Genomic DNA, 20277 nt, shown 5'->3' with positions numbered 1-20277 from the left:
CTTCTACGGTGAAAGGTTTAGAATGGCTACATGCTCGACCTCAACCGGCTGAAGGCGCTGCACGCCGTCCACGTCTACGGGTCGGTGGGCGCCGCCGCCGACGCCCTGATGGTGACGCCGTCCGCCGTCTCGCAGCAGCTGGCCAAGCTGGAGCGGGAGACGGGCGCGACCCTGCTCGAACGCAACGGCAGAGGGGTGAAGCTCACCGACGCCGCGGGCCTGCTGGCCGAGCACGCCGAGCGCATCCTGGCCCTGGTCGAGACCGCCGAGGCCGACTTCGAGGCGCTGCGCGGCGCGGTCGTCGGCAAGCTGGCCGTGAGCGCGTTCCCGACAGCGGCCAGAGGGCTGATGCCGCGCGCGCTGTCCCTGCTCAAGCAGCGCCATCCCGACCTGGCGGTGTACCTGACCGAGCGCGAGCCCGAGCGGCAGATCAGGGAGGTCGCCAGGGGCGAGCTCGACCTCGTGGTCGCGCAGGACTGGATGAACCGGCCGCTGGCCATCCCCGAGGGGCTGTCGCGGGCGACGCTGCTCGACGACATCGCCGACGTCGCCATGCCCGCCGCCCACCCGCTGGCCGCCGGCAAGGAGGTGGAGCTGGCCCAGCTGTGCGGAGAGCGGTGGATCAGCACCGCGCCCGGCACGATCTGCCACGACTGGCTGGTGTTCACGCTGCGCAGCGCCGAGCTGGAGCCGGAGATCACCTGCATGGCCGACGAGTACCCGACCCAGCTCGCGCTGGTCGAGGCGGGCCTCGGCTGCGCGATCGTGCCCCGGCTCGGCAGGGTCCACATCCCCGCGGGAGTGCGGATGGTGCCCATCAGGCCCAGGCAGACCCGCCGCATCTACGCGCTGTGGCGCACCGACGCGGCCCGGCGGCCCGCCATCCGCGCCGCCGTCGACGCGCTCATGCACGCCAGCAGGGAGCTGGAGACCGGCTGGATCAGCTGATCGCGATCGCGACCATCCCGCCGAGGATGACGCCCGCGGCGACCAGCCTGCGGCCGAGGTCCCCCTCGGCCAGCAGCCGCCCGCCCATGACCACCGCGATCAGCACGCTCACCTCCCGCATCGGCGCGACCACGCTGACCGGCGCCAGCTGGAAGGCGAACAACGCCAGCAGGTACGACAGCGGCACCAGCGCGGCCGCCCCCAGCACCTTCGGCCAGTGCTGCCGCCACACCTGCGCGACCAGCCGCCACCGCCCGCCGACGACGACGAGCGGCGTGATCGCCAGCATCCTGAACATCTCGCCGAGATAGATCAGCACCATCGGGACGACCGCGAACTCCTTGACCATCTGGGCGTCCCACACCGTGTAGGCGGCGATGAACGTGCCCGTCATCAGCCCGAACAGCAGCCCCTTGACGTCGCCCGCGCCGCCCCCGCTGAGCAGGAACACCCCCACGCCCACCAGCAGGATGCCCGCGATGCCGAGATGGGTCGGGTGCTCGCCGAGGAACACCACCGCCACGGCGCTTGCCAGCATCGGCCCCGTGCCCCTGGCCACCGGGTAGACCACCGACAGGTCGCCGTGCCGGTAGCCGCGCTGGAGCAGCACGAAGTAGGCCAGGTGCAGCGCCGTGCTGACACAGATCAGCGGCACCACCCGCCACGACGGCACGGCGCCGGAGACCAGGGCGGCGGGCGTCCACAACACGGTCGAGGCGGCGGCGACCAGCCACAGGAAGACCACGGAGTCGGCCTTGGCCGCCTGCTTGCTCAACAGGTTCCATCCGGCGTGGGAGACGGCGGCGACCAGGACAAGGGCGAGTGCGAGGGGGTTCACACCTCCACTGTCGCAGCCGGATCGACGGGAACGGATAGGGTGGGGCCACCATGGCTGAGACGACCGTCGTTCACCTGCTGCGACACGGCGAGGTGCACAACCCCGAAGGCATCCTGTACGGCAGGCTGCCCGGCTACCGCCTCTCGGAGACCGGCCGCCTGATGGCCGAGACGGTCGCCAAGGCCGTGGCCGACCGCGACATCGTCCGCATCTACAGCTCCCCGCTCCAACGGGCGCGCGAGACCGCCGCCCCGCTGGCCGAGAAGCTGGGGATCGAGGTCACCGTCGACGACCGGCTGATCGAGGCCGGCAACGTGCTCGAAGGCCGCAAGATCGCCCGCCTGATGAGAAGCCCCGGCAACTACCGCCACTTCTGGCATCCCGGCCGGCCCTCGTGGGGCGAGCCGTACGTCGAGGTCGTGGCACGGATGCGCGGCATGGTCGAAAGCGCGCGCGCCGAGGCGCGCGGTCACGAGGCGGTGCTGGTCAGCCACCAGCTGCCGATCTGGATGATCAGGACGGCGGCCGAGGGCCGCCGGCTGTGGCACGACCCGCGCCGCCGCCAGTGCGCCCTGGCCAGCCTCACGACCTTCACCTTCGAGGGAGACAGGCTCGTCAGCGTCGGCTACAGCGAGCCCGCCGCCGCGCTCGTCAAGAGCGGCCCCAGCGTCCCGGGCGCCTGACCGCGCCGGTAGAGTGGCAAGCTCTACCGGCTGTAGTACAAGGAGATCACTCTCCCGTGCGCGCGAAACCCCACGCCCTCGCCTTCCTGGCCCTGCTCGCCGTCGCCGGCTGCGCGGGGAGTCCGGGCGGCCAGCCGCAGGCGGGCGACACCAGGTTCGTCGCGGGCGACGGCAAGGTGACCGTGTTCCCCGCGGCCGACCGCAAGCAGGCGCCCGCGGTCGAGGGCACGACCCTCGACGGCGGCAAGGTCTCGCTCGCGGCCTACAAGGGCAAGGTCGTGGTGCTCAACTTCTGGGCATCGTGGTGCGGCCCGTGCCGGGCCGAGGCGCCGGTGCTCAAGGACATCTACGCCAAGACCAAGGCCGGCGGCGTGGAATTCGTCGGCATCGACTTCAAGGACCGCCAGGCCGACGCGCTGGCCTTCGAGCGCACCGAGCAGCCCGGCTACCCCAGCATCTTCGACCAGCCCGGCAAGGTGGCGCTGGCGTTCCAGGGCACCGTGCCGCCCGCCGCGATCCCCTCCACGCTCGTCATCGACGAGCAGGGCCGGGTGGCGGCCAGGGCGCTCGGCGCGGTCAAGTACAACGACCTGCTCAAGGCCGTGACCCAGGTGCGCGATGAGTGACGTCGTCGCCTCGGGCTCGCTGCTGCTCGCCATACCGATCGCGGTGCTGGCCGGGCTGGTGTCGTTCCTGTCGCCGTGCGTGCTTCCGCTGGTGCCGGGCTACCTGTCGTACGTGACGGGCATGAGCGCCGAGCCCAGGCGCGGCCGGCTGGTGCTCGGCACGGCGCTGTTCGTGACCGGCTTCGCGGCGGTGTTCGTCGCGGGCGGCGCGCTGTTCGGCGGCCTCGGCTCGGCCCTGTACGGCAGCGCCGACGTCATCACGCGCGTCGTCGGCGTGCTGACGATCGTGCTCGGCCTGGCCTTCCTCGGCGTCATCCCCGGGCTCATGCGCGACGTGCGCATCCACCGGGTGCCCAGCGCGGGGCTCGCGGGCGCGCCGCTGCTCGGCGTGGTGTTCGGCCTCGGCTGGACGCCGTGCATCGGCCCCACGCTCGCCGTCGTCCTCTCCCTCGGCTACACCGAGGGCAGCGCCGCGCGGGGCGCCTTCCTCGCCGTGGCGTACGCGCTCGGGCTCGGCCTGCCGTTCGTGGTCGCCGCCCTGGCCTACAGCAGGGCGCTGCGCACCTTCAGCGCCATCCGCAAGCACTCGCGCCTCATCACCAGGATCGGCGGCGGCATGCTCGTCACGGTCGGCCTCCTGCTCGTCACCGGGCTGTGGGGGCAGATCATCGCGGGCATGCAGACGTGGATCGGCGGATTCGAGCCGGTGATCTGATGGCGATCGACGAACTGCGGACGCAGGCGCCCCGACCGGCCAAGCTCGGCCCGGTCGGCTGGCTGCGCTGGTTCTGGCGCACGCTCACCTCGATGAAGACCGCGCTGATCCTGCTGTTCCTGTTCGCGCTGGCCTCCATCCCCGGCTCGCTGGTGCCGCAGCGCTCGGTCGAGCCCGACAAGGTCGCGCTGATCTACCAGAACGACCCGGCCCTCGCCGAGTGGTACGACCGCCTCCACTTGTTCGACGTCTTCACCGCCCCCTGGTTCGCGGCCATCTACCTGCTGCTGTTCACCTCGCTGATCGGCTGCGTCATCCCGCGCACCACGACCTACCTGAAGGAGTTGCGCCGCAAGCCGCCGACGGCCCCGAAGAACCTGTCGCGCCTGCCGCACCACGCCGTGGTCGAGGGCCCGCTCGAGGCCGAGGAGGCGGCCCGGAGGCTGCGCAAGCTGCGTTTCAGGGTGGCCACGGGCCCCGGCTGGGTGTCGGCGGAGAAGGGCTACCTGCGCGAGACCGGCAACCTGCTCTTCCACGTGGCCCTGCTCGGGCTGCTGGTCGCCGTGGGCATCGGCTCCCTGTACGGCTACCGCGGCAACGTCCTGGTCGTCGAGGGCGACGGGTTCGCCAACACCGTGGCCGCCTACGACCGCTACATGCCGGGCAACCGCGTCTCGGCCGAGTCGCTGGAGCCGTTCTCCTTCACGCTGAAGGACTTCCAGGCCTCCTACCAGGTCGCCGGCGCCAAGCGCGGGCAGGAGCTCGACTACACCGCCAGGCTGTCGGTGCAGGACTCGCCGGCCGCGCCCGCGCGCGACTACGACCTCAAGGTCAACGAGCCGCTCGACGTCAACGGCACGCTCACCTACCTGATCGGCCACGGCTACGCGCCCGTCTTCAAGGTGACCGACGGCAAGGGGCAGGTGGCCTTCGAGGGGCCGGTGCCGTGCCTCATCGAGCAGAAGGCGACGCTGACCTCCGGCTGCGTGATCAAGGTGCCCGACGCCCAGCCCACCCAGCTCGGCTTCCTGCTCACCTTCCTGCCGACCAGCGTGCAGCTGGGCGACGGCAGCCACGTCTCGGCCTTCCCCGGCGCAGCCAGGCCTGAGGTGAAGATCCTCGGCGCGTTCTCGGGCGACCTGGGCGTGCGCTCGGGCAAGCCGCAGTCGGTGTACGAACTGGCCCCGCCCGAGGTCATGAAGAAGCTGACCCCCCTCGTCATGGGGTCGAAGGCGCCGCCGCCGCTCGCCGTCGGCGCGTCCTTCGACCTGCCGGGCGGCGTGGGGAAGATCGAGTTCACCGGCGTGAAGGAGTGGATGACGCTCCAGATCGCGCACGACCCGGGACGCATGCCCGCGCTGCTGGCCTCCGCGCTCGCGACCGTCGCCCTGGTCCTGTCGCTGATGATCCGCCGCCGCCGCGTCTTCGTCCGGATCAAGGACGGCGCCGCGGACGTGGGCGGGCTGACGCGCACGGAAGGGTCGGCCGCGGGATTCGCCGACGAGTTCGCCGACATCGTCAAGGTCCTATCCGCAGGAGAGAAGGATGTCCGCTGACCAACTGGCAGGACTGAGCGACGACCTGGTCCTCGCCACCGTGCTGCTCTACCTGGCCTCGATGATCGGGTTCGCGCTCGAGCTCGCCTTCGGCAGGGCCCGCACCAACACGGGCGCCACCTCGATCACCCTCACCGAGGACGGCGTCACCGAGGACGCGCCCGCCGTCGCCGCGAAGGCGACGGTCGCGGTGGGGACGGCCGGCGGTGGCGGCGTGGCCGAGGCCGCGGGCGGCGGCGCCGTCGTCGTCAGCCCGCCCGAGCCACCGTCGTGGGCGCCCAAGGCGGGCATGGTCGCGATCGTCCTCGGCTGGCTCGGCTGGGCCGCCAACCTGGGCTCCCTCGTCACCCGCGGCCTGGCCGTCGACCGGTGGCCGTGGGGCAACATGTACGAGTTCGTGGTCGCCATCTGCTTCGCCGCGGTGACCGCCTTCCTCGTGACCCAGCTGCGCGGCAACGTCCGCTTCCTCGGCGCGTTCGTCATGGTGACATCGGCGCTGGGGCTCGGCTTCGCGGTCATCTGGCTGCACGTGCAGGCGGGGCCCGTCGTCCCCGCGCTCGACTCCTACTGGATCGCCATCCACGTCTCCGCCGCGGTCATCGCCAGCGGGCTGTTCATCGTGGCAGGCGTCTCCGGCATCCTCTACCTCATCCGCAAGGACGGCTTCTCCCGCCTGCCCACGCGCGACGACCTGGAGCGGGTCGCCCACCAGGCGATCGTGCTGTCCTTCCCGATCTGGACCTTCGCCGTCATCGCCGGCGCGCTGTGGGCCGACAAGGCGTGGGGCCGCTACTGGGGCTGGGACCCCAAGGAGGTCTGGGCGTTCATCACCTGGATCGCCTACGCGGCATACCTGCACGCCCGCGCGACCGCGGGCTGGCGGGGACGCGCCGTCACGATCGTGCAGCTGGTGGCCTTCGTGTGCCTGCTGTTCAACCTGGTCGGCGTCAACATCTTCCTCGGCGGCCTGCACAGCTACGCCGACGTCGGCAACTGACGCCCTTCCTTGCGGGCAGGCGGTGGTCCACCGTTCCGGGGGTCACCGCCTGCCGTCCGTGCCGTGCACTCCGGCGGGTCCTCGGTGACCCGCCGTCTCCTTCGGAACGGTCAGTCGTCGTCGCGCAGGCGGCGGTCGAGGTCGCGCAGGAAGTCGGGGTCGTCGTCGGGGCCGCGGGGCGCCTCACCCCTGTCCGTGGCGGAACGGCCGGGCAACTGGAACGGGCGTGACCGCGTCGGACGGCCGAGCAGCAACCAGAACACGCTGCCGACCAGCGGGACGAGGACCACGATGAGCACCCACAGGATCTTCGGCAGGTTCCTGGACTCCTCGTCGGGAGTCGTGATGACGTCGAACAACGAGTAGAGCCAGAAGGCCAGCATCGCCAGTCCGATTAGCACGCCAGGCATGCCCGTACTGTAGGCCATGGATCGCGTGATCGTGTCCGCGCGCTCTCCCATATCGGGTGACTCGGGAAGATCCCCGTCGTACCGTGGTACCTGTTTCTCCGGCGGTCTTTCCCGGCAGTCCGACCCAGGAGGCGCCACCGGGCATCGCCCGGCGACTGCACGTCTCGATGTTCCCGCGCGGGGCCGGCGCGGGAGAGTTGGCACCGCGGCGCGCCGCTGCGGAGCGAGGGCACGGAGCCATGGCTCCGACGTCGTGAAGAGGTGCGATGGCCTTGTCTGACGATCGGCGGACCGGCGACAGGGGCCGCCATCGACGGGGCAGCCGGTGGTGGCGGCGGGGTTCGTACCTGTCGTCGCGGCGTTCGGACGGTCCCCGCGAGTCGTTCTGGGGCGGTGACAGGGCGGAGCGCCCCCTGGAGGAGCCCGACAGCCGTCCCGAGCGCCGCCGTCCGTCCTGGTGGCCCGCCGAGCGCGGCACGGGATCCCCTGAGCGTGGCACGGGGCTCTCCGGGCGTGACACGGGGTCCCCTGAGCGTGGCGCGGCGGCCTCGGCGGGTTCTCCCGCGTACGGCAGGCCGGCCGACAGCCCCCGCGCGGGCGACGGGCGGGCAGGAGCGCACCCCTACGCCGGACGGCTGGAGAAGGAACGCGACGACGGCTACCGGGCCGACTTCAGGGGCGAGCGGTACGCCGCCTCCGTGCTCGACCGGCCCCAGTACACCTGGCAGGACTTCGAGCTCGTCGACGACCGCCCCAGGGCCCAGCCCAACCGGCCCGACCTGCCGCCCCAGGGAGACGGGCTGGCCCACTGCGGGCGGCTCGAAGCCATCCTGCACCGCCAGTGGGACGCCAGGCAGGGCCCTCCCTCGGCCGACGCCGTCCGGGCGGTCGAGAGCCTCGCCAGGCTGCCCGAGCGGCTGAAGGACCTGCTCGCCGAGAAGCTGGAGGGCATCTACGTCGGCGCGGGCGGCGTCCCGGACCTCGACGACATGGGATACCTGCGGGGAGCGCCGCTGCCGTCGGGACGGGCGACGTGGGACATCTGCGCCGGCGCGTACGGCGACCGCAAGATCGTCGTGGGGGACCGGCCCTCACCCACACCCGACGTGATGATGCACGAGGTCGGCCACGCGATCGACGACGTCGACGCTCCGTACGACGATTGGGTGTCGGACTCGCCGGAGTTCGTGGCACTCTACGAGCAGGCCGAACCTCTCCTGGCCTCGTCCTTCCACCGGCAGGGCGGCGGGCTCGGACGCAAGGAGTTCTTCGCGGACGCCTTCGCGGCGATCGCCTCGCGTCAGCGTCCGGCCCTGGTCGACATGCTCGGCGGCGACACGCGGACGGCGCTCGACGTCATGTTGTTCTTCAACCGGCGCTACGGAATCTAGGTGATCGACCATGTACGTGATCCGGCTCGCTGACGGAACCCTGCGCGTGCCGGAGAGCCTGACCAGCGAGGACGGCCGTCTCATCGGCAACGCCTACGTCGAGGTGGCGCCCGGCGACCCCGACTACGAACGATGGCTGGCCGAGTCGCTGACCGAGGAGGAACTGGCCGAGCGGCGCCGGCGGTGGGAGGAGGAGAACGACGACCTGGAGCGCGCGTTCCTCGCCTTCAAGTCCGAGCAGGAGGACGTCTGACGGCGGGGGAGCGCATCACGACTCGACCCTTGGACCGTGCGACATGACGGCGGCCGGACGCGCTGGAGCGGCTTGGAGGACCGGTCTCGGCCCGCCGCGCTCGCGGCCCTGCTCGCCGTACGGCTGAGCGCCCTGTCGGGTGACCCTGCGTGTTCCGGGTTGCACGCGCAGGATCACCGTTGACGGACGTCAGACGCGCGGGGACTCGCCTGCGGGCCGGTCGGCCGTAAGGGCGTCCTCGCCACGAAGAAGGGCGTGTACTTCCGACTCGCGGAAGCGACGGTGCCCTCCGGGGGTCCGGATGCTACTGATGCGGCCTGCCGCGGCCCAGCGCGTCACCGTCTTCGGGTCTACCCGGAAGAGGGCGGCGACCTCTCCCGGCGTCAGCAGACGCTCGCTGCTACTCTCCACCAATCTCTCCCCCTCGCATCCCGCTTCCTGCCAGCGGGCGGACAGGTACCCAGTGTGTCGAGCGAAGCCTGATTTATCCGTGCTTTTGACAAAGATCACGGGTTGTTATAGGCCAACTGCCCGATTGTTATATGATAGAGCCTCTTTGGGGCTCTCGTGGGTGTTTCTTTACGAAAGCGCCTAACTGTGAACACTAGCAGCGCTCGCGCCTGGTGCGTAGAGCGACCAGCCGCAGGGGCCGAGTAACCTCGGAGCTGTGCGTCCCGTTCTCGTTTACACCGCGTCGCGGATCGGCCTGTTTGTCGTGACCCTGGGTGTGCTGTACCTGTTGAACGTGCGGAACCCGCTGATGCTGATCGCCGTGGCGTTCGTCATCAGCGGGATTGCCAGCTACGTCCTGCTCTCCAAGCAGCGTGACGCCATGAGCGCACGCATCAGCGACAAGGTCGACCGGCCGAAGCCGGAGGCCGACTAGGGCAGGGGGAACATGCCAATCCGGGCATGGTACTCCCGTCCGAGTCGCGTCGTGTCGCTACCAACGAGTAGTCCGTCCTTGTGCGCCAGAAATGCCTTGACTCCGATCCCGCGCTCCCGGCCAGGATTCCAGCTGAGCGCCTTTCCTGAGACGGGGTGAATGGCCGCGATCCCCTCGCGCGGCACCGCCCCCGGTCCGGCCGAGTCGTGCCCCCGCGGATTGTTCATCCAGCGCTGGTGGCCCCCCACGTAGACGGCGGCGCCCGTCACGGCCACCGAATAGAGCGAATCGCCCCCGGTGTGGTTGACCCAGGTGGGCTTGACCCGGTCGCCCCTGGCGTAGGTCTCGAACCTGGACGCGCTGTCGCAGAGCTTGCGCGCGCCGCCGTAGCCGCCGGTCGTGACGACGACGAAGTAGCTGCCGTCGGGGGCGGCGTCGAGCCCCCTGACGTAGGACGGGAAGACGTCCCTGCAGGCCGGCGCGTAGGCGTCGGTGCGCCAGTCGGCCACCTTCGCCCGCGCCGCGCCGACGTCGATGACGCCCAGCTGGGGCCTGGGCAGGCCGTTCAGAGTGGTGAAGCTGCCGTCGACGATCAGCCGGTCGCGGGTCAGGGCCAGCGCGTGCACCTTGACCTGGGGCGTGCGCGCGGCGCCCGGTGTGATGGCGAACGTGGGGTCGGCCGCGCCCGTCGTGGCGTCGAGCCTGGCCAGGGCCACGCGCGGGCGGGTGAAGTCGCCGCCGGCGTACAGCTTCGAGCCGCTCCTGGCCAGCGTCGTGACCTGGCCGCCCCTCACCTGCGGATCGAAGTCCTCCACGGCCGAGCCGTCGGACACGCTGAGCCTGAGGAGGCCGGAGCCGCCGACGTACACGGTGTCGTCCTCGCCGGGGGCCAGCGCGTAGACGGGGTCGTCCAGCGACGGGGCGAACTCGGGCAGGATCGCGCCCGTGCGCACGTTGTAGGCGAAGAGATTGTCACGTTCCACGACGAAGGTCCGGCTCGAGTCGCTCACCTCGGAGAAGGCGCCGCCGACGATGACCGTGTCGCCGACCAGGGTGATGGCATTGACGATGCCGTCGAGGACGTGAGGCGTGGTGTCGACCGGATTGGTGGCCACCACGCGGGTGTGTGCGACCGGGGTGACGGCGACGAGCGCCGCGAGGGCGGTTCGGACAAGCATTCGCCAAGTCTTAGCACACTCTGGGTAATCGAGGTGCTACTTCCGGTTTATCGTCGCTCAAGCCCTAGGCTTGACCCCATGACCCGCGCTCAGTTGGACAAGCAGCCGCATGAGGTCGCCGCGATGTTCGATCGCACGGCCAGGCGATACGACCTCGTCAACGACGTCATCTCGCTCGGCCAGGTGCGAGCGTGGCGCAAGGCCGTCGCCCAGGCCGTCGACGCGGGCCCCGGTGAGATCGTCCTCGACCTCGGAGCCGGTACGGGCACCTCCACCGACGCCTTCACCACGCTCGGCGCCCGCGCCATCGCCTCCGACTTCTCCCTCGGCATGCTCTCCACCGGTGTCCGGCGCCGGGGCGGCAACGCGCTCACCGGCGAGGGCGTGCCGTTCATCGCGGGCGACGCGCTGAACCTGCCGTTCGCCGACGACGTCTTCGACGCGGTGACGATCTCGGTGGCGCTGCGCAACGTGCACAACACCGAACAGGCGCTGCGCGAGATGCTCCGCGTCACCAAGCCGGGCGGCCGGCTGGTGATCCTCGAGTTCTCCCACGTGACGGTCAAGTCGTTCGACGTGGTCTACCGCGAGTACCTGATGAAGCTCCTGCCCAAGGTGGCCAGGGTCTTCGGCTCGAACGACGACTCCTACGACTACCTCGCCGAGTCGATCAGGGACTGGCACGACCAGCCGGCTCTGGCCACGATCATCCAGCGGGCCGGCTGGGAGCGGGTCGCCTGGCGCAACCTCAACCTCGGCATCGTCGCCATGCACCGGGGTCACAAGCCCCAGGGCTGAACCACTTCCATGGTCACCAGGCCGCCGTTGGCCGGGTGCCGGTAGAAGACGACCGCCTGGGCCAGGCAGGCGGTCCTGATCTCGGCCGCGTAGTCCTCCAGCAACTCGAGACTGAGCCCCGAGCGCAGGCCGAGGAGGAGCAGCACGCTCGCGCCTTGATCCTCAGCGGGAGCACGGTGCCCCGTCCGCGCTCTTCCTGCGGCCAGCGTGTGGTCAGCGATTCTTGACGTCGATTCACCTCATGCCGGCCGCACCAGCGGGCTACAGTGAAGTCTCCCTACGGGAAATGAGCGCAATTCCCGTAAGGGGATGTTGGGGGAGATGCGCGGCATGTGAGAATTCGGCTCTTCCATCCGCAGTTGGCACTTCGATGCGCTCGCGAGGAGAGATCAGTGGCACGGGAACCGAGCCCCGCCGTCAGCCGACGCCGTCTTGTGGCAGAGCTGCGTCGACTCCGGGGGGATGGCCAGGTAACGGACGCCGAGGCGGCGCGTATCCAGAGGATCCAGGGTGTGGGGGGCGCCCGAAAGGAAGATGTGGCTTGGCTGGCTGATTTCTATCGGGTGACGCCCGCACTTCGATCGGTGCTGCTCGAGCTCGCGGAGGAGTCTGAGAAAAAGGGTTGGTGGGAGGTGTTCGGTGCCTCCCTCAGTGAGTCGTACACCAGCTACATCGGCTTGGAGGCTGGAGCCGAGTCGATGCTCACATGGCAGAACGTGATGGTGCCCGGTCTGCTGCAAACGGCGGACTACGCTCGCGGAGTGTTCGGCTCCGGGCATCCGCTCGTCACGGTCACGCCGACCGATGTCGAGAGCGCGGTGCAGGCGAGGATGCGGCGGCAGCGGCTACTCGACGGTCCATCCCCGCTAGTCGTGAACGCTCTGATTGACGAGTCGGTCCTGCGTCGCAGATTTGGCTCTCCCGAGGTGATGCGTGATCAGCTGCGCCACATCATCGAGGTGGCGCAGCTGCCTCATGTCTCCGTACGGATCGTGCCGCTAGACGGATGGTCTGGCTCTCTGGCGTACGCCTTCGTCCTCCTCAGGTTTCCGTCTCGCGAGGGGCTGGATGGCATGCACGAGGATGTGGTCTATTGCGAGCACGCCACAGGCGCCGCGTTCGGGGAGCACCCAGATGAGACCAGCCAAGCTGAACGGCACTTTCGTCGCATGTCCGCGGAAGCGGCTCTTTCTGAGGAGGACTCCCTCACGATGATCGGGGAGCTGTGCCGGTGACTCCGCACCGGGGCGAGGTGTTGGCTTTCGCTCCCGGTGAGCGACGCGCTCTCAGCGCCAGTGCTTAGCGGCGCTGAGTTCGACGACAACGGCTGCGTAACGCCCTGCCCCTGCTCCAGCGCGCGATCCGCGCCTTGGCCCTCGACACAGGCCTATGGGCCGACCCGTTCTGGGGCATCGATACTACCCTGGTCGAGTGGCCGCTCCCGCCCCACCACGCAACGCTCGCGGCTGCTGCGGCCTTCCTATCGCAACCGCAAACCCCGCCCAGACGAGCAGCTACTCAAACCCATCCGCCAGCTCATCGAATCGGTCGATGACCCGCTGAAGGTCAACTCGATTTCAAACTCGGCGGCCGACGCAGCCCTGCCGCGGTCGGCGCGCACATCGCCCAACGCATCTTAGCGTTGACTGCGGGCAATCTTGCACAACCGCGCCACCGACCAGCCCATTACCGGATCACTGATCACCTATGGCCACCAACCAGACCGAGGTTGGTGGCCGACTCACCCTGCGTGTTTCCTAATGAGTTTCAGCGAATCGTCTTCCGACAAGGCGGCCGCCGACACTTGGTGAAAGACTCGTTCGTACGCGAGGGTCTTCTGTTCGTTCTCTTCGAGAATCGCGCTATAGGCGTTCTCGGCGTAGACAAGGTCGTCGTGTAGCCGGTCGAGGCCCTCACGCTGGGGAAACTTCAGCAAGACGAAACTGTGATAGGCCGACGAGCGCTCGAGCGGCACCACCCGAATGGTGATGTTCGGCAGCTCGGCGGCCTGCAACAGGTGCCTGAGCTGGTTACGCATGACTTCGGGTGTGCCGAATCTGCGCAACAGAACCGACTCCTCGAACAGAGCGATGAGATTCAACGGATCGGGTGACTCTAGAACGCGCTGTCGGCGCTCTCGTATCTTGACCAGACGGTCGACTTGTACCGGCGACTGCACACTCCACCCGTCGCCGAAGCCGATGAGGGCCTGGGCGTATTCGGGGGTTTGGAGCAGCCCGGGAATGACGACGTTCTGCCACGTGAGCATCGTCTCCGCGCCGGCTTCGAGGCCGATGAAGGTGGCGTAGGACTCGGGCAACCACTCACTGTGCGCCTCCCACCAGCCCTTGCCTTCCGCCTCTTCCGCGAGCTCGAGGAGGGCCTCACGGACGGTGGGCTGTACTTGGTAGAAGTCCGCGAGCCTGGCGACATCCTCACGGTGGGCGGCTACCTGGGCCTTCTCCATGCGGGACACCTTGGATGAAGATCCGTCCAGGACCTGGGCGACCTGGGCGCCCGTCACCTGGGCAGCCTCACGGAGTCGACGCAGCTCTGCCGCGAGACGGCGTCGGCTGACGTTGGGGCTAGACTCCCGCGCCACTTGGCTCTCCTCACAAAGGTGTCGAAAGTCAACCCACCGCACGGAGGGTTCAGTCCCTCTGCAGCGGGCATCTCTGCAATAATTGCAGCGGGCATTGCACTGCAATTCCCGCTGCCCATCCTGGTTCCTACGCTACGCTCTCTCACAAGTGAGGATATGCCCATGGGGCCAACGATGACCTCTTAAGAGCTCGTGTGGCGCAAGAGCAGGTTCAGTAACTTCGGTGGCACCGGGTGAGCGACGGGCGACAGGGCGATGGCCTCGTTCACGTAGCGCCAGGCGGTCGTGGCGCCGATGTCGAATCCCGCGGCGATTTCGGCGAAGGTCTCGCCCTTGCGCAGGTAGACCAGGTGACGCCGCAGCACTCCGGCCAGGTAGCTCAAAGTCTGGGATGACAACGACAGCGCGGCACGGTAGAACAGCACTCAGGCCCCTGGTGGTGATGGTTGCTCTTGGTCGACAACCCTTCTACCAGGGGTTTCCTACTTCCTGATCAAGAGTGGCCATCCCTCAATCCAGCTGTGACCTGCGCCGTCACGGTGAAATGGGCTCAGTGGGCCGGCTGGCGAGTGCGTCGGTTCGGGTGCTCCGCTGACGGTGGCGTGATGCTGTGGGACTCCAAGTACCCCGCCGGTGCGGTGCTGGCCTTCACGCCCGGTGAATGGCGAGCCTCCCTGGCCGGGGTGCGCAACGCCGAGTTCGACGTCTGACGCGCTGCCGGTGACCCGGTCAAGGCCCTCTGTCGTTGGTGACCGTGCCAGCCGACATCAGGCAAGCGCAGGAGCCAGCCGCGACACCGCGAGGAACGAGCCGGCCAGCGGCGAAGCGGGCGCGACAGTGAACGCCACCGACGCCGACGTCATCGTCGTCGGCGCGGGTCCCGCGGGTTCGGCGGCGGCGTTCTATCTCGCCCAGGCCGGGCTCGACGTCCTGCTACTCGAGAAGACGCGCTTCCCCCGCGAGAAGGTCTGCGGCGATGGTCTGACCCCGCGCGCGGTCAAGCAGCTGATGAACATGGGCGTCGACATCGACGCCCCCGGCTGGGTCAGGAACAAGGGCCTGCGCGTCGTGGGTGGCGGCGGCCGTTACGACTCGACTGGCCGCAGCTCGGCAGCTCGGCAGCTTGGCAGCTTGGCGATCTGCAACATGTGCCTAAGCTGGTTGCGCATGACTTCAGGTGTGCCGAACCTGCGCATCAGAACCGACTCCTCCAGTAGGGCCGTGAGATGCAACGGATTGGGCGACTCCAGAATCCTCTGTCCCAGCGCGCGCACCTTGACCAGGCGGTCTAGTTGCGTCTGCGGTTGCGCGCTCCATGCCTCGTTGAAGCTTATGGGGGCTTGGGCGTATTCGGTGATCTGGAGCAGCCCAGGGAAAACGACGTTCTGGTGCGAGAGCATCGTCTCCGCTCCGGCTTCAAGGCCGGTGAAGGTGGCGTCAGACTCAGGCATCCACTCGCTGAGTGCTTCCCGCCAGCCCCTGTCCTCTGCTTCTGCTGCGAGATCGAGCAGGGCCTTACGGACGGCAGGTTGCACCTGGTAGAAGTCCGCGAGTCTGGCAACGTCCTCACGGTGCGCGGCTACTTGGGACACCTTGGATGATGATCCGTTTAGGACCTGAGCGGCCTGGGTGCCCGTCACCTGGGCGCCTTACGTAGTCGACGCAGTTCCGCTGCGAGACGGCGTCGGCTGACGGTGGGGGTGGGTTGCCGCGCCACTTGGCTCTCCTCACAAGGGCGTCGAAGTTTTACCCACCGCGTGGATGGGTTCAACGTCGCTACGGCGGGCATCTCTGCGATAATTCCAGCGGGAATTGCATCGCGATTCCCCCCGGGATGCCATCTAGTCCCTGGCGTCATGCTTCCAACAGTGAGGATAGGCCCATGGGGTCAACGAGCTCCGAAGAAGTCGTGTGGCGTAAGAGCAGCTTCAGCAATATCAGCGGCGAGTGTGTGGAGGTCGCACGGTTGGGGCAGACAGTGCTCCTCCGGGACTCTAGGCAGCCGGAGGGTGCCGTCCTAACATTCAGTCTCGATGAGTGGAGGGACTTCCTCGCGAACGTGGCACACGGTGAGCTCTCGTGCACTGACACAATCTAGTCGCCCTCGTGGCTTTAAGGGTGTGATGCCCTCGGCTGATGGCCACGATTTTCTATTCTGCCTGCCTTGTTTCTACGATCGCAGCGTCGATCGGCGACTTTGGCCTTCAATCTCATACAGGATGGCGTGAGAGTCACGCCTCGCGCTCGGCTGCGTTGTGCAACCCTAGCGCCTACTTTTCTTGGATGAGATGTGAACAAATCGACATTTAGGACGAGCTCGCCCACTCTCGATCGTGACGCCATCTGGCGTAAAAGCACGTTTAGTCACGCAGCTGGAGAGTGCGTCGAGTTCGCTCGCTCCGCTGACGGCGGAGTGATGCTCCGGGACTCCAAGAACGAGTCAGGCAGCGTGCTGGCCTTCACTCCGGGTGAGTGGCGGGCCTTCGTCGCGGGTGTTCGCAACGCCGAGTTCGACGTCTGAACCGAACCCGTCGATGATCAAGGCTCTCTGCCATGCGTGCGTATGAGGGATCGATGCAACACCTCGCTGGTGAGAGGTTGTATTGGACTTCGAGGTCCGCAAGATCAGGTCTCCGCAGGGGCCGGTGAAGCTGTCCGCGGAACGGGCTGCATACTTCGAGCTCATGCGGGAGGGCTTCAGTAACGATCAGGCCTGCCGGTCTTCGGGATCAACCCGAACACCGGCAGGCGGTGGCGTATCGGACGCAATGCGTCCGGGAAGAACGAGGCGGCTCCACCCGTTCACGCGGTGGAGCCGCCGCGCGTGCCAGGCCGGTATGGACCGCACCGCTGAGACCGTCCGGGATACCCTGACCGTGACCATGGCCACCCTGCCTACCGAACTCAAACGCTCCCTCACCTGGGATCAAGGCTCGGAGATGGCCCTGCACCACCAGTTCGCGATGGCCGCCGATCTGCCTGTCTACTTCTGCGATCCCCACTCACCCTGGCAACGCGGCTCCAACGAAAACGCCAACGGCCTCCGCCAGTACTTTCCCAAGGGCACCGACCTGTCGATCCACAGCCCCGAACACCTCGCCGCCATCGCCGCCCGACTGAACTGCCTGCCACGCAAAACGCTCGACTGGGAAACCCCAGCCGAGCGCCTCGCTAAGCTCCTGGCAACCGCCAGTTGACCACCGGTGTTGCGACGACTCCTTGAATCCGTCATGGACAGGGGCCTTCTTCATGGGCAAGCGTGCACCCCCGGCTGCCACCTGGATCCGGAAAAGCGCTAGACTGCGTGCCGACAAAGTTTGTGAAGAGCTTCACAAAGGAACGAAGGCCACCACTCAGAGGCCAACCAGCGTGTAGGACAGGACAGGTCCGTGACCGTGCCAGCCGACATCAGGCAAGCGCAGGAGCCAGCCGCGACACCGCGAGGAACGAGCCGGCCAGCGGCGAAGCGGGCGCGACAGTGAACGCCACCGACGCCGACGTCATCGTCGTCGGCGCGGGTCCCGCGGGTTCGGCGACGGCGTTCTATCTCGCCCAGGCCGGGCTCGACGTCCTGCTACTCGAGAAGACGCGCTTTCCCCGCGAGAAGGTCTGCGGCGACGGTCTGACCCCGCGCGCGGTCAAGCAGCTGATGAACATGGGCGTCGACATCGACGCCCCCGGCTGGGTCAGGAACAAGGGCCTGCGCGTCGTGGGTGGCGGCGGCCGTTACGACCTCGACTGGCCGCAGCTCGACAGCTTCCCCGACTTCGGCCTGGTGCGCACCAGGCAGGACTTCGACCAGATCGTCGCGGCCAACGCGGTGAAGGGCGGCGTCCGCCTGATGGAGGGCGTGAACGTCACGGGCCCGATCCTCGACGACCGCAGCGGTCACATCGTCGGCGTCACGACGAAGGACGGCGTCTCCTACCGCAGCCGCGTGGTGGTCGCCGCCGACGGCAACTCCACCCGGCTCGCCCTGGCGATGGGGCTGTACAAGCGGGAAGACCGTCCGATGGGCGTCGCCGTACGGACCTACTTCGAGTCGCCGCGCCACGATGACGACTACCTGGAGATCTGGTTGGAGCTCTGGGACGAGGAGACGCTGCTGCCCGGCTACGGCTGGGTGTTCGGCGTGGGCGACGGCACCTCGAACGTCGGCCTCGGCCTGCTCAACACCAGCGAGGCGTTCAAGAACATCGACTACCGCGACCTGCTCAAGCGCTGGACGCGGAACATGCCCGCCGAGTGGGGCTTCACCGAGGCGAACATGACGACCCCGATCAGGGGGGCGGCGCTGCCGATGGCCTTCAACCGGCAGCCGCACTACACCAGGGGCCTGGTGCTCGTGGGCGACTCGGGCGGGGCGATCAACCCGTTCAACGGCGAGGGCATCGCGTACGCGATGGAGACCGGTGAGATCGCGGCCGAGGTCATCGTCAAGGCGTTGCGCGGCACCACGCCCGCGCAGCAGGAGCGGATCCTGCGCGCCTACCCGAAGGTGCTCAAGGACGCATACGGCGGATATTTCACGCTAGGCAGGTGGTTTGTCGAAGCTATCGGGAAGCCTGGCGTGATGAGCTTCGGCACACGACATGGTCTGCACCATCCCAGGCTGATGCGCTTCGCACTCAAACTCCTTGGTAATCTCACCGACCGGCGAGGCGATGCGTCAGACCGGATCATCAACGCTCTCGCGAAGGTCGCCCCACCAGCATGAACGTTTCATCCGCCCGGCACACACACAGATCAGACTGCGCGCCCGCGCGCGTGGAGATGGGAGAGGAGGCGTAGCGATGGATCTTTACGTGCCCGTCCTGGTGCTCGCCGTTCTCGCGGGAGGGTTCGCGCTCTTCTCGGTCGCGATCGCCCCGTTCACCGGTCCCAAGCGCTGGAACCGCGCCAAGCTTGACGCCTATGAATGCGGCATCGAGCCGACGCCCCAGCCCGTCGGTGGCGGACGCTTCCCGCTGAAATACATGATCACCGCGATGCTCTTCATCGTGTTCGACATCGAGATCATCTTCCTCTACCCGTGGGCCGTGTCGTTCGACATGCTCGGCGTCTTCGGGCTGGTCGAGATGGTGCTGTTCATCGTCACCGTGCTGGTGGCCTACGCCTACGTGTGGCGCCGCAAGGGTCTGGACTGGGACTGAAAATGGGACTTGAAGAGAAACTCCCCAGCGGGTTCATCCTCAGCACGGTCGAGGCGGCCGCCGGATGGGCCAGGAAGAACTCGGTGTGGCCGGCCACGTTCGGTCTCGCCTGTTGCGCGATCGAACTGATGGCAACCGGTGCATCGCACTACGACCTGGCGCGCTTCGGCATGGAGCGCGCTTCGGCGTCTCCCCGGCAGGCCGACCTGATGATCGTCGCGGGCCGCGTGTCGCAGAAGATGGCGCCGGTCCTCCGGCAGATCTACGACCAGATGGCCGAGCCCAAGTGGGTCATCGCCATGGGCGTGTGCGCCTCCAGCGGCGGCATGTTCAACAACTACGCCATCGTGCAGGGCGTCGACCACGTCGTCCCCGTCGACATCTACCTGCCCGGCTGCCCGCCGCGGCCGGAGATGCTCATCGACGCGATCGTGAAGCTGCACGACAAGATCCAGAACATGAAGTTCGGCGCGCACCGCGCCAAGCAGATCGACGAGCTCGAACTGCGGGCGCTCCGTACGCTGCCGCTGATCGACCAGGAGGCCGCCAAGTGAGCGAGAACCTCCCCGAGGTGCCCGCCAACCTGCCCGAGGAGCCGGTGGCTCGCCACGGCATGTTCGGCGCCACCGGCACCGGTGACACCTCCGGCTACGGCGGCCTCGTCGTACGGCGGGCCCCCCGCCTGTCGACCTCCCGCCCCTACGGCGGTTACTTCGACGAGCTCGTCGACAAGCTCGAGTCGGTCGTCGACGACGCCATCGAGCGGGTCGTCGTCGACCGCGGCGAGCTGACCCTCCACGTCAAGCGCGAGAAGCTGGTCGAGGTGTGCCTGCGCCTGCGCGACGAGCCCGAGCTGCGCTTCGAGCTCAGCCTGGGCGTGAGCGGCGTCCACTACCCCCACCTCGTGGGCGAGGAGCTGCACGCGGTCATCCACCTGTGCTCCATCACCCACAACAGGCGTGTCCGCGTCGAGGCGAGCGCGCCGGACTCCGACCCGCACATCCCCTCGACGGTCAGCGTCTACCCGACGCACAACTGGCACGAGCGCGAGACCTACGACTTCTTCGGGATCGTCTTCGACGGCCACCCCGCGCTGACCCGGATCATGATGCCGGACGACTGGGACGGTCACCCGCAGCGGAAGGACTACCCGCTGGGCGGCATCCCCGTCGAGTACCGCGGCGCCGAGATCCCCTCGCCGGACAACAGGAGGTCGTACGCGTGAGCGAGCACAGCGAGCGGA

26 protein-coding genes and 2 pseudogenes are annotated in these 20277 nt (G+C 68.2%); 20 read left to right on the top strand and 8 right to left on the bottom strand.

Features of this window, described 5'->3' with window-relative positions:
- The first annotated feature begins 30 nt into the window (after positions 1-30).
- On the top strand, positions 31-948 hold the full coding sequence (locus tag ACWEVS_RS07305) for a LysR family transcriptional regulator (protein WP_452416342.1): 918 nt from the start codon (positions 31-33) through the stop codon (positions 946-948).
- On the opposite strand, the gene ACWEVS_RS07300 is transcribed toward ACWEVS_RS07305, so the two are convergent.
- Positions 941-1786: an EamA family transporter gene (locus tag ACWEVS_RS07300; RefSeq protein ID WP_449915250.1), complete on the bottom strand. Its 846-nt coding sequence runs from the start codon at positions 1784-1786 to the stop codon at positions 941-943. The two genes, ACWEVS_RS07305 and ACWEVS_RS07300, sit on opposite strands and share 8 nt — an antisense overlap.
- 50 nt (positions 1787-1836) lie before the next feature.
- Between ACWEVS_RS07300 and ACWEVS_RS07295 the strand changes: the two genes are divergently transcribed.
- The 5 genes from ACWEVS_RS07295 to ccsA are packed head-to-tail and all read left to right on the top strand — an operon-like array spanning position 1837 to position 6363.
- On the top strand, positions 1837-2469 hold the full coding sequence (locus ACWEVS_RS07295; protein WP_449915249.1) for a histidine phosphatase family protein: 633 nt from the start codon (positions 1837-1839) through the stop codon (positions 2467-2469).
- Between the two features lie 56 nt (positions 2470-2525).
- Positions 2526-3095 carry a TlpA family protein disulfide reductase gene (locus ACWEVS_RS07290; RefSeq protein WP_452550395.1) on the top strand — a complete coding sequence of 190 codons (570 nt, stop codon included), beginning with the start codon at positions 2526-2528 and terminating at the stop codon, positions 3093-3095.
- Positions 3088-3810, top strand: coding sequence for a cytochrome c biogenesis CcdA family protein (locus ACWEVS_RS07285; protein WP_452550394.1), 723 nt, complete (start codon positions 3088-3090; stop codon positions 3808-3810). The genes ACWEVS_RS07290 and ACWEVS_RS07285 overlap by 8 nt, the downstream gene beginning before the upstream one ends.
- On the top strand, positions 3810-5366 hold the full coding sequence (resB, locus tag ACWEVS_RS07280; protein WP_452550393.1) for a cytochrome c biogenesis protein ResB: 1557 nt from the start codon (positions 3810-3812) through the stop codon (positions 5364-5366). Before ACWEVS_RS07285 ends, resB begins: the two co-directional genes overlap by 1 nt.
- Entirely contained in the window at positions 5356-6363 is a 1008-nt protein-coding gene (gene ccsA / locus ACWEVS_RS07275) for a cytochrome c biogenesis protein CcsA (protein ID WP_449915242.1), read from the top strand. The genes resB and ccsA overlap by 11 nt, the downstream gene beginning before the upstream one ends.
- 110 nt (positions 6364-6473) lie before the next feature.
- On the opposite strand, the gene ACWEVS_RS07270 is transcribed toward ccsA, so the two are convergent.
- The gene (locus tag ACWEVS_RS07270) at positions 6474-6773 is read right to left on the bottom strand and encodes a PLDc N-terminal domain-containing protein (protein WP_449915240.1); all 300 of its coding nucleotides are present in this window, start codon (positions 6771-6773) and stop codon (positions 6474-6476) included.
- Positions 6774-7039: 266 nt separating this feature from the next.
- On the opposite strand from ACWEVS_RS07270, the gene ACWEVS_RS07265 reads away from it, so the two are divergent.
- Both ACWEVS_RS07265 and ACWEVS_RS07260 read left to right on the top strand, forming a co-directional pair.
- Positions 7040-8164 (top strand): hypothetical protein, encoded by a 1125-nt coding sequence (locus tag ACWEVS_RS07265; protein ID WP_452550391.1) that lies wholly within the window; start codon positions 7040-7042, stop codon positions 8162-8164.
- A gap of 10 nt (positions 8165-8174) precedes the next feature.
- A complete protein-coding gene (locus ACWEVS_RS07260; protein ID WP_354907784.1) occupies positions 8175-8417 on the top strand; it encodes a hypothetical protein in 243 nt (80 codons plus the stop codon).
- Positions 8418-8606: 189 nt separating this feature from the next.
- Here the strand turns inward: ACWEVS_RS07260 and ACWEVS_RS07255 are convergent, their stop codons facing one another.
- Positions 8607-8828, bottom strand: a complete 222-nt coding sequence (locus ACWEVS_RS07255; protein WP_354907783.1) for a BldC family transcriptional regulator — start codon at positions 8826-8828, stop codon at positions 8607-8609.
- A gap of 256 nt (positions 8829-9084) precedes the next feature.
- Between ACWEVS_RS07255 and ACWEVS_RS07250 the strand changes: the two genes are divergently transcribed.
- Complete coding sequence (locus ACWEVS_RS07250; RefSeq protein ID WP_354907782.1) at positions 9085-9303, top strand: DUF4229 domain-containing protein; 219 nt, start codon at positions 9085-9087, stop codon at positions 9301-9303.
- Here the strand turns inward: ACWEVS_RS07250 and ACWEVS_RS07245 are convergent.
- Entirely contained in the window at positions 9300-10481 is a 1182-nt protein-coding gene (locus ACWEVS_RS07245) for a hypothetical protein (RefSeq protein WP_449915235.1), read from the bottom strand. The genes ACWEVS_RS07250 and ACWEVS_RS07245 overlap by 4 nt on opposite strands.
- 78 nt (positions 10482-10559) lie before the next feature.
- Here ACWEVS_RS07245 and ACWEVS_RS07240 point away from each other — a divergent pair, with 78 nt between their 5' ends.
- On the top strand, positions 10560-11279 hold the full coding sequence (locus ACWEVS_RS07240; RefSeq protein WP_354907778.1) for a demethylmenaquinone methyltransferase: 720 nt from the start codon (positions 10560-10562) through the stop codon (positions 11277-11279).
- Here the strand turns inward: ACWEVS_RS07240 and ACWEVS_RS07235 are convergent.
- Positions 11261-11425: a hypothetical protein gene (locus ACWEVS_RS07235; RefSeq protein ID WP_452550390.1), complete on the bottom strand. Its 165-nt coding sequence runs from the start codon at positions 11423-11425 to the stop codon at positions 11261-11263. The genes ACWEVS_RS07240 and ACWEVS_RS07235 overlap by 19 nt on opposite strands.
- A gap of 390 nt (positions 11426-11815) precedes the next feature.
- Here ACWEVS_RS07235 and ACWEVS_RS07230 point away from each other — a divergent pair, with 390 nt between their 5' ends.
- Together ACWEVS_RS07230 and ACWEVS_RS07225 are read left to right on the top strand one after the other, a co-directional pair.
- Complete coding sequence (locus ACWEVS_RS07230; protein WP_452550388.1) at positions 11816-12514, top strand: DUF5753 domain-containing protein; 699 nt, start codon at positions 11816-11818, stop codon at positions 12512-12514.
- A gap of 86 nt (positions 12515-12600) precedes the next feature.
- Positions 12601-12994: pseudogene (locus ACWEVS_RS07225) on the top strand (hypothetical protein); the annotation flags it as partial.
- A 26-nt stretch (positions 12995-13020) separates the two neighbouring features.
- Here the strand turns inward: ACWEVS_RS07225 and ACWEVS_RS07220 are convergent.
- Entirely contained in the window at positions 13021-13881 is an 861-nt protein-coding gene (locus tag ACWEVS_RS07220) for a DUF5753 domain-containing protein (protein ID WP_452550386.1), read from the bottom strand.
- 204 nt (positions 13882-14085) lie between these two features.
- Positions 14086-14306 (bottom strand): annotated as a pseudogene (locus ACWEVS_RS07215) (transposase family protein); the annotation flags it as partial.
- A gap of 180 nt (positions 14307-14486) precedes the next feature.
- Here ACWEVS_RS07215 and ACWEVS_RS07210 point away from each other — a divergent pair.
- A complete protein-coding gene (locus tag ACWEVS_RS07210) occupies positions 14487-14591 on the top strand; it encodes a DUF397 domain-containing protein (protein WP_452550384.1) in 105 nt (34 codons plus the stop codon).
- A 375-nt stretch (positions 14592-14966) separates the two neighbouring features.
- On the opposite strand, the gene ACWEVS_RS07205 is transcribed toward ACWEVS_RS07210, so the two are convergent.
- Positions 14967-15332 carry a DUF5753 domain-containing protein gene (locus tag ACWEVS_RS07205; RefSeq protein ID WP_452550496.1) on the bottom strand — a complete coding sequence of 122 codons (366 nt, stop codon included), beginning with the start codon at positions 15330-15332 and terminating at the stop codon, positions 14967-14969.
- Between the two features lie 383 nt (positions 15333-15715).
- Between ACWEVS_RS07205 and ACWEVS_RS07200 the strand changes: the two genes are divergently transcribed.
- The 7 genes from ACWEVS_RS07200 (at position 15716) to ACWEVS_RS07170 (ending at position 20259) form a co-directional block, all read left to right on the top strand.
- Complete coding sequence (locus ACWEVS_RS07200; protein WP_452550382.1) at positions 15716-15979, top strand: DUF397 domain-containing protein; 264 nt, start codon at positions 15716-15718, stop codon at positions 15977-15979.
- Positions 15980-16171: 192 nt separating this feature from the next.
- The gene (locus ACWEVS_RS07195; RefSeq protein ID WP_452550381.1) at positions 16172-16402 is read left to right on the top strand and encodes a DUF397 domain-containing protein; all 231 of its coding nucleotides are present in this window, start codon (positions 16172-16174) and stop codon (positions 16400-16402) included.
- 163 nt (positions 16403-16565) lie between these two features.
- On the top strand, positions 16566-17078 hold the full coding sequence (locus tag ACWEVS_RS07190; RefSeq protein ID WP_452550494.1) for an IS30 family transposase: 513 nt from the start codon (positions 16566-16568) through the stop codon (positions 17076-17078).
- 281 nt (positions 17079-17359) lie between these two features.
- Positions 17360-18598: a geranylgeranyl reductase family protein gene (locus ACWEVS_RS07185; protein ID WP_452416351.1), complete on the top strand. Its 1239-nt coding sequence runs from the start codon at positions 17360-17362 to the stop codon at positions 18596-18598.
- Positions 18599-18674: 76 nt separating this feature from the next.
- Positions 18675-19034, top strand: coding sequence for an NADH-quinone oxidoreductase subunit A (locus ACWEVS_RS07180; protein WP_354907769.1), 360 nt, complete (start codon positions 18675-18677; stop codon positions 19032-19034).
- Positions 19035-19036: 2 nt separating this feature from the next.
- Entirely contained in the window at positions 19037-19588 is a 552-nt protein-coding gene (locus ACWEVS_RS07175; RefSeq protein ID WP_354907767.1) for a NuoB/complex I 20 kDa subunit family protein, read from the top strand.
- Complete coding sequence (locus tag ACWEVS_RS07170; RefSeq protein ID WP_354907766.1) at positions 19585-20259, top strand: NADH-quinone oxidoreductase subunit C; 675 nt, start codon at positions 19585-19587, stop codon at positions 20257-20259. The genes ACWEVS_RS07175 and ACWEVS_RS07170 overlap by 4 nt, the downstream gene beginning before the upstream one ends.
- Positions 20260-20277 lie beyond the last annotated feature (18 nt).

This window comes from Nonomuraea sp. NPDC003754 (assembly GCF_053605785.1).
Note: the sequence above shows the minus strand (reverse complement) of the source record. Positions and strands in the feature narration are given on the sequence as shown.

Coding starts and splice junctions, on each gene's coding strand:
- resB (WP_452550393.1), top strand. CDS start 3,810: ATGGCGATCGACGAACTGCGGACGCAGGCGCCCCGACCGGCCAAGCTC.
- ACWEVS_RS07210 (WP_452550384.1), top strand. CDS start 14,487: ATGCTGTGGGACTCCAAGTACCCCGCCGGTGCGGTGCTGGCCTTCACG.
- ACWEVS_RS07305 (WP_452416342.1), top strand. CDS start 31: ATGCTCGACCTCAACCGGCTGAAGGCGCTGCACGCCGTCCACGTCTAC.
- ACWEVS_RS07190 (WP_452550494.1), top strand. CDS start 16,566: ATGCGGGAGGGCTTCAGTAACGATCAGGCCTGCCGGTCTTCGGGATCA.
- ACWEVS_RS07285 (WP_452550394.1), top strand. CDS start 3,088: ATGAGTGACGTCGTCGCCTCGGGCTCGCTGCTGCTCGCCATACCGATC.
- ACWEVS_RS07270 (WP_449915240.1), bottom strand. CDS start 6,773: ATGCCTGGCGTGCTAATCGGACTGGCGATGCTGGCCTTCTGGCTCTAC.
- ACWEVS_RS07240 (WP_354907778.1), top strand. CDS start 10,560: ATGACCCGCGCTCAGTTGGACAAGCAGCCGCATGAGGTCGCCGCGATG.
- ACWEVS_RS07175 (WP_354907767.1), top strand. CDS start 19,037: ATGGGACTTGAAGAGAAACTCCCCAGCGGGTTCATCCTCAGCACGGTC.
- ACWEVS_RS07295 (WP_449915249.1), top strand. CDS start 1,837: ATGGCTGAGACGACCGTCGTTCACCTGCTGCGACACGGCGAGGTGCAC.
- ACWEVS_RS07260 (WP_354907784.1), top strand. CDS start 8,175: ATGTACGTGATCCGGCTCGCTGACGGAACCCTGCGCGTGCCGGAGAGC.
- ACWEVS_RS07265 (WP_452550391.1), top strand. CDS start 7,040: ATGGCCTTGTCTGACGATCGGCGGACCGGCGACAGGGGCCGCCATCGA.
- ACWEVS_RS07180 (WP_354907769.1), top strand. CDS start 18,675: ATGGATCTTTACGTGCCCGTCCTGGTGCTCGCCGTTCTCGCGGGAGGG.
- ACWEVS_RS07200 (WP_452550382.1), top strand. CDS start 15,716: ATGCCATCTAGTCCCTGGCGTCATGCTTCCAACAGTGAGGATAGGCCC.
- ACWEVS_RS07205 (WP_452550496.1), bottom strand. CDS start 15,332: ATGCCTGAGTCTGACGCCACCTTCACCGGCCTTGAAGCCGGAGCGGAG.
- ACWEVS_RS07245 (WP_449915235.1), bottom strand. CDS start 10,481: ATGCTTGTCCGAACCGCCCTCGCGGCGCTCGTCGCCGTCACCCCGGTC.
- ccsA (WP_449915242.1), top strand. CDS start 5,356: ATGTCCGCTGACCAACTGGCAGGACTGAGCGACGACCTGGTCCTCGCC.